The following is a 12,606-nucleotide window of genomic DNA, read 5'->3' as shown; positions in this document are numbered from 1 at the left end:
AGGGAGCACGATGACAGACCCGACCACGGTGGACTCCGGGCGCGAGAGGTTCGCCGCGCAGTGCCGTGCCGTGTGCGAGGCGCCCGTATTCTCGCTCGCCGTCTTCACGGTGATCCTCTTCAACGCCGCGTTGCTGGGCATCGAGACGTACAGCGGGCTGTCCGCCGAGTACGCCGGGATCCTTTCCACGACCGAGCACTTCTGCGTGGTCGCCTTCACGTTGGAGATGCTGGTCCGCCTGGGTGCGCACGCCGACCGGCCGAAAGCTTTCTTCCAGGACCCCTGGAACCTCTTCGACCTGCTGGTCGTCTCCTCGGCCTTCATCCCGTTCCTGCGGGAGAACACCACGCTGCTGCGACTGCTGCGACTGGCGCGCGTCCTGCGCACCGCGCGGTTCATGCCCCAGCTGCGGATCCTCCTGGTCGCCGTGGGCCGCAGCCTGCCCGGCACCGTCAGCTTCCTCTTCGTCGGCGCCCTGATCATCTACGTGTACGCGATGATCGGATGGATCTGCTTCGCGGGCCACGACCCCGCTCACTACGGCTCGATCGGCCGGGCCGGACTGACCCTGTTCCTCCTGATGACGCTCGAGGGGCTCGGGGACGCCGTCCACGCCGGGCTGGCCGTCTCGCCGTTCAGCATCCTCTACTACGCCTCCTACGTGCTCTTCGGATCCTTCGTCCTGGTCAACGTCCTGATCGGCGTGGTCCTCAACGCCCTCGAGGAGGCCCGCGAGATGGAGGAGGAGAGCGAGCTGGCGGCGCGCAGGGCGTCCGGGGACGTGATGCCGGACGCCGCCGACGAACTGCGGCTGCGGATCGCGGCGGTGCGCAGCGCCCTCGACGACATGGAGACCCAGCTCGATCCCGGGCACGGGACCGCGGCCTCGGCGGCGGCGATGAAGGCCGCGCTCGAGACTTCCTCCCAGCCGGAGCACGCCTCGGCGGGCGCCCGGTAGGGACACGGCGGTCCCGCCCGGCAGCCGGGAGGGAGCAGGGGCAGGGGCAGTGGGGAAGGATGGGCGCCTGCCGTTTCCGGATGGGCGTTCCGGGGGCGGGGGCGCGCACCCGCCCCCCGCCCCCGCCCCCGGAAGGTCGTGCGTGCCAGTCGTGCGTGTCAGGGGCGCAGGCCGGCGACCAGCGCGGCGGTGACGGCGGAACCGGCAGGGCCGGTGTTCCAGTCGGCATTCATCGGGCTGACGGCGATCTTGCCCGCGCTCACGGCTTCCACGTCACCGCCCCGGGCCGGGGTCCGCAGGTCCACCGTCACGCCCATCTTCCAGGTGCCGTCGCCCGCGTCGGTGTAATCGGCCCTCAGCAGCGCCTGCGGGTCCTGGAAGGTCGACGCCACCCCGGCCGCGGTGCCCTTCCCGTCGGCGCCCACGACGGGGTGGTTGACGTTCAGCCCGACGCCCTCGGGCAGCAGCGGTCCAGACCTGGCCCGCGAGCGCAGCCGGTCGATCAGTTTGACGGCGAAGTCGAGCGTCGGACCCATCGCGTTGACCGTGGTCACGGGGTCGGGAGCGGCGACGCCGCCGGTGCTCAGGGCGATGGCGGGCACACCGGCGTCCAGCGCGGCAACGGCTCCGCCGACCGTGCCGGAGTGGGTGGCGAGAGCGGCCACGTTCGGGCCGAAGTTGGTGCCCGACACGACGAGGTCGGGCGCCTTCCCCTCGAACACCTCGGAGAGGCCGAAGGACACCGAGTCGCCGGGAGAACCGCCGACGGCCCACACCTTCGGCTCGGCGGGTGCGCACAGCAGTAGGGCGGCCAGCGGCAGAACTCGCGTGCGTTGCACGGAACGCTCCTTCGGAGAGGGGTGCGGGGGGGGTGACGGTCGGGAGGGGTGGGGGGTGGGGGTGGGGGTGGGGCCGACGGAATCAGCGCACGCTGCGGATCGGGAGGATGGCGAGCGCCCCGATCAGCGACAGCGCGCCGCCGACCAGGAACAGCGGGGTGTACCCACCCAGGGCGGTGACGACGGCGGAGGCCACGAACGGGGCGATGATCTGCGGCCCGGCGTTCGCGATGTTGAGGACGCCCATGTCGCGGGCGGCGTCCTCGGCCCGGGGCAGCACCAAGGTGACGAGCGCGGTGTCGACGGCCATGAAGCAGCCGAAGGCGAGGCCGTTGAGCGCGCTGAAGACGAGCATGCCCGTCCACGTCGGGCTGATGACGGGGACCACCATGACCACTCCGGCGAGGGCCGCCGAGACGCCGACGAACACCTTGCGGCGGTTCCAGCGGTCGGACAGCAGCCCGCCAACCACCGTGGAGAGCGCCATCGCGATCATCGAGACGGGGGTGAGCAGCGCGATGGCGTCGGGCGGGGTCAGCCCGTCCGGGAGCCTGATGTGGTCCTCGAGGATGTAGAGCTGGTAGCCGACGACCGAGAAGTAGCCGAGGACCATCAGGGCCCGCCCGATGAAGGCCCACCGGAAGTCGTGGTCGCCGAGCGACGAGAGGAAGGCCTTGATCCGGGCCCCCTTGGGGGCGGCGGGCGCGTCGGGGACCGCCTCCTCGGGGCGCGGTTCGTCCCGGAAGAAGCTCGTGAGCAGCAGCGCGGCGACGGCGATGACCCCGCCGAAGACGAGGTACCCGATGCGTACGTTGTCGGCCGTCTGGGAGGCGATCAGTACGCCGACCGTGCCGCCGATGGGCAGACCGAGCCCCACCAGCGCGGAGGCGGTGCCGCGCCGTGCGGCCGGAATCCGGTCGGGCACGATCGCGGTGACGGCGGCCTGGTAGACGTTCATGGTCGCCTGGACCAGGCACCAGCCGATTCCGACGAGCAGCGCGGTACTGACGCTGCCGAGGAGGGCCAGGGCGGCCAGCGAGCCGAGAGCGCCGCCGAGCACCCAGGGGTTGCGGCGGCCGCTGCGGTCGGAGAGGGCGCCGGCGATCGGGTTGAAGGCGGTCGCGAAGATCGCGCTGATGCCGCCGATCAGGCCCAGTACGGCGACCTTGTCGTCACCGGCGATGTCGGCGATCTGTGTGGGCAGCAGCACGGAGCCGACACCCATGTAGACCGCCATCATCGCGGAGTTGGCGACGAGCAGGAGGAGCAGGAGTCCGCGTCTGCGCGGAGGTTCGGGATCCGCCGGGACGGGCGGATCGATGAGCTCGTTCGTGGCCATGACGACTCCTCGGGGGACGGAGCGGGGAGGTGGCGTGGGGGTACGGCGAGGTGCTGTCGCGCCCAGGGCGTTGCCGGGAGGGTGCCGCGTCGAGCGCGATGCGGTTGGCGTGACGCGATGCGATTCGGTGCGGTGGGTGCGATGCGATGCGGTGCAAGGTGATTAACGCGCCGTTGTTACACGTGTCACTTCAGGTGCTGGGACACTGTGTAGCACCCGTTCCCGGGTCTCGCCAAGGGTTTCCCAAGGGTTGCCGTGGCGCGATGCACAGATCGTGACCCGTGGACGAACAGCCGGAAGCGCACGTGTAACCTGCCAATTGCCGCCACTGACCAGGCGGCTTCCGTCCGGAAACGCTCTTGCCCTTGTGGCAGCGCCCCGGCTTCGGCATACTCCGTGCCGCAGCGCCACGGCTCCGCCACCGCGCTCGACCGCCTCGGCCGGGGCCGCGCGTATCGCGGGCCTATCGAAAATCGCATACGCCACCGCAACGGCCCTCCGTCTCTCATGGGGGCATGAACCACAAGGCATCCCTGTCGCAACCGCCCCGCCGCACGCGCGGGATCGTGCTCCTCGTCCTGCCGGCCCTCGGCGTGGCGGGCGGCGTCTTCGCCATCCGGCGGCCGCTCATGATGTCCGCTCCGATGTGCATGGCCGGGCGGTGGCACGGCTGCTTCGACACGTTCAACGGAGTGGTGCTCATGACGTTGGTCGCGCTGCCGTTGGCCGGGCTGGTGGTGTGGGCCCTGGCGCACCGTCGGCGCGGCGAGGGCGTCTCGTCGGCATGGCGGATGTCGCTGGCCGAGGTGGGCATGGTCCACGGGACGGTGCCGTTCCTGTGGCTGACCATGATGCCGGGCGCCGGGGCCGGCATCGTCCCCGGCCGGGTGAGCCTGGTGCCGCTGCGCGACCTGGTCACGATGGGGGCGCTCGGGATCGTCGGCAACCTGCTGGTCTTCGCGGCGCTGGGGTTCTTCGCCCCGATGCGGTTCGTGGCGCTGGCGTCCGTGCCGCGGATCCTGGCGCTCGGGGCGGGCTGCTCGATCCTCGTCGAAACCGCACAGTACGTCCTGCGGCTGGACCGGGTGTCCTCCGTGGACGACGTACTGGTCAACGCCGCCGGCGCCGTCCTCGCCGCGCTGGCGTCGCGCCGCTGGTGGCGCACGGCGGCCCAAGCACCACAAGCACCGTCGGACCGGCCTCGCCCCACGCCGCCACCGGCACCGGCACCGGCACCGGCACCGGCACCGTCGGGCCGAATCGCTGCTTAGGCTTCCGACATGCGCGTACTGATCGTGGAGGACGAGCCCTACCTGGCCGAAGCCGTCCGTGACGGCCTGCGGCTGGAGGCGATCGCCGCCGACATCGCCGGCGACGGTGACTCCGCCCTGGAACTGCTCAGCGTCAACTCCTACGACCTCGCGGTCCTCGACCGCGACATCCCGGGCCCCTCCGGCGACGAGGTCGCCCGGCGCATCGTCGCCTCCGGCAGCGGGATCCCGATCCTGATGCTGACCGCCGCCGACCGGATCGACGACAAGGCTGCGGGGTTCGAGCTCGGCGCCGACGACTACCTCACCAAACCGTTCGAGCTGCGGGAGCTCGTCCTGCGGCTGAGGGCGCTCGACCGCAGACGCGGGTACGCCCGGCCCCCGGTCCGCGAGATCGCGGGCCTTCGGCTCGACCCCTTCCGCCGGGAGGTCTTCCGCGACGGACGCTACGTCGCCCTCACCCGCAAACAGTTCGCCGTGCTGGAAGTCCTCATCGCCGCCGAAGGCGGGGTCGTCAGCGCCGAAGAGCTGCTGGAACGGGCCTGGGACGAGAACGCCGACCCGCTCACCAACGCCGTGCGCATCACCGTCTCCGCACTGCGCAAGCGGCTCGGCGAACCATCGGTCATCGCCACGGTGACGGGCGTCGGCTACCGCATCGAGACGCAACCGGAGGCCGGAGAGGCGGGAGGAGAGCGTGGATAGGGCGCCCGGGTTGAGCGTCCGCTCCAAGCTCACCCTCAGCTACGCCGGATTCCTCATGCTCGCCGGCGTCCTGCTGCTCGGCGCGGTGTGGGTGTTCCTCCTGCGTTACGTCCCCGAGCGTGCGACGCTCATCGTCCCCTCCGGCACGGCCACACCCGGCGTCTTCCCCATCCGGTCCAACCTCCTGCGCGTCTTCGCGCCGAGAGCAGCCGCGGTCCTGGCGTTCCTCCTGGTGCTCGGCCTGGCAGGAGGCTGGATCCTCGCCGGCCGGATGCTCGCACCCCTCACACAGATCGCGGATGCGGCCCGGACGGCCGGCAACCGGTCGCTGTCCCACCGGATCCGCATGAAGGGCCGCCAGGACGAATTCCGTGAACTCTCCGACGCGTTCGACTCGATGCTCGCACGGCTCGAGTCCCACGTCGCCGAGCAGCAGCGGTTCGCCGCGAACGCCTCCCACGAACTGCGCACCCCGCTGGCGATCTCGCGGACGCTCCTCGACGTCGCCCGCAAGGACCCCACCCGGGACCGGGACGAACTCATCGAACGCCTGCACGCCGTCAACACGCGGGCGATCGACCTCACCGAGGCCCTCCTGCTCCTGGGCCGCGGCGACCGCGGAAACTTCACCCGCGAGAGCGTCGACCTCTCCCTCATCGCCGAAGAAGCCGCCGAAACGCTGCTTCCCCTAGCCGAGCAGCGCCGGATCACGCTGGACGTCACCGGCGGGGCCGCCCGGACCAGCGGCTCCGCGGAGCTCCTGCTGCGGATGGTCACGAACCTCGTCCAGAACGCCATCGTCCACAACTGCCCCGCCGGTGGCGGCACCGTGACGGTCCACACCGAGGCGCACGGCGACACGAGCGTGCTGCGGGTCGAGAACACGGGCCGTCCGCTCCCACCGGAAGTGGTACCGACCCTCACCGAACCCTTCCGGCGCGGAACGGAACGCGTGCGCACCGACGAGCACGCCGCCGCCGGTCTCGGGCTGGCCATCGTGCACAGCATCGTCCGCGCCCACGAAGGGACCCTCGACCTCGTCCCCCGCCCAGCCGGAGGTCTCCTCGTCACGGTCACGCTTCCCGCGACGCCGTAGGCGGCTTTCCCAGGTCACGGGCCCCGGTCGAGCCGCCGTCGGGGCCTGGCGTACATCCGGGCGGGCCCGCGCTCGGTTGATCTAACTCGTGTAACCTTCAAAGGGTTCGAAAAATCCGAAGAGAAGGCCACCGTGCCGACCAAAGGAGCGTCGAGGAACGTCATGGCCACAGACACTCCTGCTCCCGCACCCGTGGCCGCGTCCGTCACCAGCGCCGACGTGGCCCGGCTCGCCGGGGTGTCCCGCGCCACGGTCTCCTTCGTCCTCAACGACACCCAGGGCCACCGCGTCAGCGATTCCACCCGTACGCGCGTCCTCGCCGCCGCCCGTCAGCTCGGCTACGTGCCCCACGCCGCAGCCCGGTCCCTGCGCGCCGGGCGCAGCAACCTCGTGCTGATGCCCGCCTCGATCTCCGCCGTCGGCCGCCTCGTCAGCGACTGGGTCGACGATCTGCACAGCGAGCTGGACCGGCACGGCTACACCGCCGTCCTGCACGCCGGGCGCTTCGCCGACCCCCTTTCCGCCGCCCGCGCCTGGGCCGAGCTGCGCCCCGCGGCCGTCATCGCCCTCGACGGGGACCGGTTCACCCCGCAGGCCGCGGAGCTGCTGCGCCGCGCCGGGGTGCGCGGCCTGCTCGCCTTCGCGGCCCATCCCGTACCGGGCGTGCACACCATCGGCTTCGACCACGCCCGCATCGGCGCCACGGCCGCCGAGCACCTGATCGCCCGCGGCCGGACCCGCATCGGCGTGGTCATGCCGCAGGAGCGCGGCCTCGGCACCCTCGCCCGTCCGCGCCTCGCCGGCGCCGAGTCGGTCACCGCCCGGCACATGGCCACCGTGACCCCGCTGGACCTCGCCTACACCCGGGAGTCCGCGACCGCCCTCGCCCGGCGCTGGCCGAGCCTCGGCCTGGACGCCGTGTTCGCCTACAACGACGAGTACGCGGCCCTGCTGCTGCACGCCTTCCGGGCCGAGGGAATCGCCGTACCGGGCGACGTGGCGATCGTGGGCTGCGACGACCTGGTCCCCTCCGCCCTCCAGCAACCCGCGCTGACATCGATCCGCCTGGCACTGGTGGCGCCCGCCCGGGTCGCGGACGCCGTGCACGAGCTGATCGAGACGGGTACGACCGCCCCCGTGCCCGAGATCGAGCCGATCCTGGTCCACCGCGAGACCTCGTAGGGGCGTACGTCGACATGCGGGCATACTGCCCCCGGCCGAGGCTCAGGCGCCCGCGTCGAGGTGTCGGGCGAGGAAGGCGACGCTGTCGGTGACGATCTGTTGGATGTCGGGTGAGCCGAGGAAGATGTGGTCGGCGTCTTCGACGGGGGTGAGGGTGACGTCGCCGCCGGCCCGGGTGAGGGCGTGGGCGAGCTGCTCGCTCTGGCTGTAGGGGACCAGCCCGTCCCGGGTTCCGTGGACCAGGAGGAACGGCGGCGGGTTCGAGCCGGGCGTGGCGTAGGTGACCGGGCTCGCGGCCCGTGCCAGGTCGGGGCGCTGCGCGACCGAGGCGCCCAGGAGGGCTTCGTAGGGATTCGGGAAGTCGGTCCCGCCGGGCATCTGCGGCAGCGGGTGACCGGCCAGGGAGACCAGGTCGCAGACGCCGTACCAGTCCACGACCGCCCGCACACCCGTCTCACCGGCCCCCACGCCCTGCGCGCCCTCCAGCACCGCACCACCGGGGGTGTCCGGGCCCACGAGCCCGGCCAGCGCCGCGAGGTGTCCGCCCGCCGACTCGCCCCACACCCCGATCCGCTCCGGATCGATCCCCAGCACCCCCGCGAACGTGCGCACGTAACGGATCGCCGCCTTCACGTCGTGGAGCTGCGCGGGGAACGGCGCCTCCAGACTGTGCCGGTAATCGATCGACACCAGCGCCAGGCCCGCCCCCAGCACCGCCCCGTGCAACAGCTCCACCGCCACCGTCGGCGGCGGATAACGCCGGTCACCATCCAGCCACCCCCCGCCATGAACCCACACCACCGCCGGGAACGGTCCCTCACCCGCCGGAACGCGCACGTCCAACAACCTCGGACGGTAACCAGCGGTCGTCGCGTACGTGATCCCGTCGAAACACCGGATCCCGTCCGCACCCGTCACCGCCGGCACCGGAGCCCGGTACGGCGGAGGCGGCCAGGTCATGTCGGCCATGTCGACGGCGGCAGGGAGCGATTGAGTCATTGCGGTCCTTCCCATCTGGGCGGCTTTCTGCGTTACACGTGTAATCACAACTCTAGCGAGGCTCTTCCGCGGATCACAAGAGCACGGCCACTCCCAGTTCCCCGCCAGTTACACGAGCCACGGTGCGGATGCCGTCAAAGTTGAGGGTTGTTCACTTTCCATTGACAGGGCGGGGCCGGGGACCCGAAAGTGCCGTGAGCACCGTGCCGACGGCGCCTCCCCGCACCCGTGGCGGGGATCCGCGCTCCCCCGACCGAAGCGAGTCCGCATGACAGCGCCCGTACCTCAGTTCCCGGCCGCCTTCCTCTGGGGAGTCTCCGCCTCCGCGTTCCAGATCGAGGGATCGGTCACGGCCGACGGCCGGGGGCCCTCCTCCTGGGACGCCTTCACCAAGGAGCAGGGGCGCGTCAAGGACGGCTCGCACGCGGACGTGGCCACCGACCACTACCGCCGCTACCACGAGGACGTCGCGCTGATGGGCGAACTGGGCGTCGACGCCTACCGGTTCTCGGTCTCCTGGTCCCGCGTGCTGCCCGAAGGGCGCGGCCGGGTCAACCGCGCGGGGCTGGACTTCTACGACCGGCTCGTCGACGAACTGTGCGCCGCGGGCATCGCCCCGGTGCCCACCCTCTTCCACTGGGACACCCCGCTCGCCCTGGAGGAGCGGGGCGGCTGGCTGGAGCGCGACACCGCCGAACGGTTCGCGGCGTACGCCTCGGTGGTCGCGGAGCGCCTCGCCGACCGCGTACCCATGTGGATCACCATCAACGAGCCCGCCGAAGTCACCCTCCTCGGCTACGGCCTCGGCGAACACGCCCCCGGCAAGCAGCTCGTCTTCGACGCCCTGCCCGCGGCCCACCACCAGCTCCTGGCCCACGGACTGGGCGTACAGGCCCTGCGCGCGGCCGGCGCCCGCCGGATCGGCATAGCCGCCTCGCACAGCCCCGTCTGGGCCGCCGGCGACAGCGACGAGGACCGCTCCGCCGCCGAGTTGTACGACACGCTCACCAACCGCCTCTTCGCCGACCCGATCCTGACCGGCGCCTACCCGGACGGCCTGGACTCCCTCCTGCCGGGACCGGTGGCGCAGGACCTCAAGACGATCTCGGCCCCGCTGGACTGGTACGGGGTCAACTACTACAACCCGATGCTCATCGGCGCCCCGGCCCCGGCCGGCGCCTCCGCCTTCGGCGGGATCGAGATCCCCTCCGGACTCCCCTTCGGCATCCGGGAGATCGAGGGGTACGAACGCACCGACTACGACTGGCCGGTGGTCCCGGACGGGCTGCGCGAGCTGCTCGCCACCCTGCGCGAACGCTACGGGGACCGGCTGCCGCCCCTGTACATCACCGAGAACGGCTGCTCGTACGGCGACGGTCCGGACCCGGGAACGGGCAGGATCGATGACGCGCGCCGGATCGCCTATCACGAGGGCCACCTCCGCGCCCTGCACCAGGCCATGGCCGAAGGGGCCGACGTCCGCGGCTACTTCATCTGGTCGATCCTCGACAACTTCGAATGGGCGGAGGGCTACCGGCAGCGCTTCGGGCTCGTCCACGTCGACTACGAGACGCTCGCGCGGACCCCCAAGGAGTCGTACGCCTGGTACCGCGACCTGATCAGGACGGGCAGGTGACCGCCGGTCCGCAGGCCCCGGATGCCGGGGGTGTCGGGGGTGTCGGGGGTGTCGGGGGTGTCGGGGGTGTCGGGGGTGTCGGGGGTGGGGACGTCGGGGACACCGGGGGTATCGGGGATGCCGGGGGCATCGGAGATACCGCGGAAGCGGACCCCGCGCCCGGCGGCGGATGGGTCGGCGCCCTGTCGCTCGCCAACCTCGGGGTGTGGGTCGGATGGTTCGGCCCGCTGCAACTGCTCCTGGCCCGCCAGGCCGAGCAACTCGCCCCGGACCACAAGGCGTCCACCCTCGCCCTGGTGACAGGACTGGGAGCGGCCGTCTCGATGGTCGCCAATCCCGTCTTCGGAGCGCTGTCCGACCGTACGACGGCGCGCGCGGGCCGCCGGATCCCCTGGGTGGTCGCCGGGGTGGCGGGCGGGGCCGCCGGCCTGGTGGTCCTTTCCCTGGCGGCGAGCGTCACCGCCGTGATCGCGGGCTGGTGTCTGGTCCAGCTGGCCCTCAACGCGGCCTTCGCCGCACTCACCGCGGCCGTCCCCGACCAGGTCCCGCCCCGGCAGCGCGGCCTGGTCGGCGGCTGGCTCGGCGTCTCCCAAGTCGTCGGCATCCTGGTCGGTACGGCGCTGGCCACGGTCGCGGGCGGGATCACCGCGGGCTACCTGGCCTGCGCGGCGTTCTCGGTGCTCGCGGCCGTGCCGTACGCGCTGATGCGGCGCGACTCGGTGCTCGCCCCGGCCGCCCGGCCCGTCTTCGGGTGGCGGACCTTCCTCACCGGCTTCTGGATCGACCCGCGCCGCCACCCCGATTTCGGCTGGGCCTGGCTCACCCGGTTCCTGATGAACCTGTCGTACTCGATCAGCACGATGTACCTGCTCTACTACCTGACCGATGCCGTGCGCTACGAGGGCGACGCGGACACCGGCGTACTGATCCTCACGGCGCTCAACGCGCTCGCCCTGCTCTCCACGGTGGTGATCAGCGGCATCCGCTCGGACCGCAGCGGCCGCCGCAAGTCCTACGTCATCCGGTCGGGACTGGTCATCGCCGCCGCCACGCTGCTGCTCGCCGTCTGGCAGACGTGGACCGGCGCGCTCGTCGCCTCGCTCGTCCTCGGCCTCGGCTTCGGCGTCTACACGGCGGTGGACTTCGCCCTGCTCACGGACGTGCTGCCGACCGCGGAGGACCGGGGCAGGGACCTGGGCGTGATCAACATCGCCAACTCGATGCCGCAGGTCCTGGCCCCGGTGATCGCGGCCCCGGTCGTCACGCACCTCGGCGGATATCCGGCCCTGTACGCCCTCGCGGGCGGTCTGGCCCTCGCGGGATCCGTCCTGGTCCGCCGCATCCGCTCGGTCCTGTAGTCCCTCTGGTCCTGGTCACGGAATGATCAAGCCGTTCTGGTGAGGATCAGCACATTTACCGCCTTTTTGGGTGAAAATCGCCCAGAATTGTTCCCGGCTCCTGGCCCGCTCCCGGTTTTCGGGCAGCGGCTCCCGGCACCGGACCGACATTCCAAGGCGACAGGGAGAGACATGCGACGGGCACACGGCCGGACGGTCACCACGCGGACGGCCCTGACGTCGGCGGCGGTGGCCGCCGTACTCGCTCTCACCGGCGTCGCCGCCGGTTCCGCGGCCGCCGACGACCGGCCCGCCGGCGTCGAGGACGGCCGCGGCGCGGCGCAGGGCCCGGGCAGGACACCGGGGACGACCCAAGGCACGGCCCAAGGCACGGCGCAAGGCGCGGCGCACGGCACGACCTCCGGCAAGGCCGTCGGCGAGACCCGGCAGCAGCTCTCGTCCTTCACCGTGGGGTTCCCGGCCGCCTCCTACCGCACCCACAACATCGCGCGCGCCGTCGAGCTGATCAACGGCGCCGTGGTCCGCCCGGGCGAGACCTGGAGCTTCAACCAAGCCGTGGGCGAGCGGACCGAGGAGAACGGCTTCGTCGACGGCATCATGATCAACGACGGCCGCTACGTGAAGTCTCCCGGCGGCGGCGTCTCGGCGGTCGCGACGACCATGTACAACGCCATGTTCTTCGCGGGCCTGAAGCCCGTGGAGCACGGGGCCCACTCCTTCTACATCGAGCGGTACCCCGAAGGCCGGGAGGCCACCGTCGCCTGGGGCGCCCTCGACCTGCGCTGGCAGAACGACTCCGGCCACCCCGTCACCATCCGGGCCGCGTCGAACGACACCTCGGTGACCATCAGCCTGCTCGGAACGAAGCGGTACGACGAGATACGCGCGACCAAGGGTCCGCGCACGCACGTCACGCCGCCGACCAAGCGCACGGTCGCCGGCCCCACCTGCGAGGCGCAGACCCCGCTGGAAGGCTTCGACGTCTCCGTGGGTCGCGTCTTCGTCCGGGGCGGCCAGGAGGTCGGCCGGGAGACGTTCCGTACGCACTACACCCCGCGTGACGAGATCACCTGCGTCCCGGAATCCCCCACGGCCACGACCGACCCGACGGGCCCGACCGGCCCGACCGGACTGACCGGCCCGAGCACATCGGCCGCCCCGGGCGCGCCGGCCACGCCCACGACGCCGGCCGCGCCCACCGCCTCCGGCACGCAGGGCGCCCC

Annotated in this window: 10 protein-coding genes and 1 pseudogene; 8 read left to right on the top strand and 3 right to left on the bottom strand. The window is 71.9% G+C overall.

The annotated features are described in order from the left end of the window. Positions 1–10 precede the first annotated feature (10 nt). Positions 11–958: an ion transporter gene (locus tag J7E97_RS32190; RefSeq protein ID WP_215034628.1), complete on the top strand. Its 948-nt coding sequence runs from the start codon at positions 11–13 to the stop codon at positions 956–958. A gap of 158 nt (positions 959–1,116) precedes the next feature. On the opposite strand, the gene J7E97_RS32185 is transcribed toward J7E97_RS32190, so the two are convergent. Then, positions 1,117–1,797: a 5'/3'-nucleotidase SurE gene (locus J7E97_RS32185; protein WP_215034626.1), complete on the bottom strand. Its 681-nt coding sequence runs from the start codon at positions 1,795–1,797 to the stop codon at positions 1,117–1,119. Positions 1,798–1,879: 82 nt separating this feature from the next. Next, positions 1,880–3,136 (bottom strand): MFS transporter, encoded by a 1,257-nt coding sequence (locus tag J7E97_RS32180; protein WP_215034624.1) that lies wholly within the window; start codon positions 3,134–3,136, stop codon positions 1,880–1,882. Between the two features lie 515 nt (positions 3,137–3,651). Between J7E97_RS32180 and J7E97_RS32175 the strand changes: the two genes are divergently transcribed. From J7E97_RS32175 to J7E97_RS32160, 4 genes are all read left to right on the top strand, one after another. Then, positions 3,652–4,407, top strand: a complete 756-nt coding sequence (locus tag J7E97_RS32175; RefSeq protein WP_215034622.1) for a VanZ family protein — start codon at positions 3,652–3,654, stop codon at positions 4,405–4,407. Positions 4,408–4,416: 9 nt separating this feature from the next. Next, positions 4,417–5,112, top strand: coding sequence for a response regulator transcription factor (locus J7E97_RS32170; RefSeq protein WP_215034620.1), 696 nt, complete (start codon positions 4,417–4,419; stop codon positions 5,110–5,112). Continuing rightward, positions 5,105–6,208: a HAMP domain-containing sensor histidine kinase gene (locus J7E97_RS32165; protein WP_215034618.1), complete on the top strand. Its 1,104-nt coding sequence runs from the start codon at positions 5,105–5,107 to the stop codon at positions 6,206–6,208. The genes J7E97_RS32170 and J7E97_RS32165 overlap by 8 nt, the downstream gene beginning before the upstream one ends. A gap of 162 nt (positions 6,209–6,370) precedes the next feature. Then, on the top strand, positions 6,371–7,390 hold the full coding sequence (locus tag J7E97_RS32160; protein WP_215034616.1) for a LacI family DNA-binding transcriptional regulator: 1,020 nt from the start codon (positions 6,371–6,373) through the stop codon (positions 7,388–7,390). A gap of 42 nt (positions 7,391–7,432) precedes the next feature. On the opposite strand, the gene J7E97_RS32155 is transcribed toward J7E97_RS32160, so the two are convergent. Then, a complete protein-coding gene (locus J7E97_RS32155) occupies positions 7,433–8,389 on the bottom strand; it encodes an alpha/beta hydrolase (protein WP_251055476.1) in 957 nt (318 codons plus the stop codon). Positions 8,390–8,657: 268 nt separating this feature from the next. Between J7E97_RS32155 and J7E97_RS32150 the strand changes: the two genes are divergently transcribed. The 3 genes and pseudogenes from J7E97_RS32150 to J7E97_RS36440 all read left to right on the top strand — a co-directional run. After that, positions 8,658–10,025 carry a GH1 family beta-glucosidase gene (locus J7E97_RS32150; RefSeq protein WP_215034614.1) on the top strand — a complete coding sequence of 456 codons (1,368 nt, stop codon included), beginning with the start codon at positions 8,658–8,660 and terminating at the stop codon, positions 10,023–10,025. Between the two features lie 110 nt (positions 10,026–10,135). Then, on the top strand, positions 10,136–11,383 hold the full coding sequence (locus tag J7E97_RS32145; protein WP_215034670.1) for an MFS transporter: 1,248 nt from the start codon (positions 10,136–10,138) through the stop codon (positions 11,381–11,383). Between the two features lie 432 nt (positions 11,384–11,815). After that, positions 11,816–12,606: pseudogene (locus J7E97_RS36440) on the top strand (VanW family protein); the annotation flags it as partial.

Source organism: Streptomyces sp. ISL-66, assembly GCF_018614135.1.
In the GTDB taxonomy this organism is placed as follows: Bacteria; Actinomycetota; Actinomycetes; order Streptomycetales; family Streptomycetaceae; genus Streptomyces.
The sequence above is the reverse complement of the archived record's forward strand: the minus strand, read 5'-3'. Positions and strand labels throughout refer to the sequence as shown.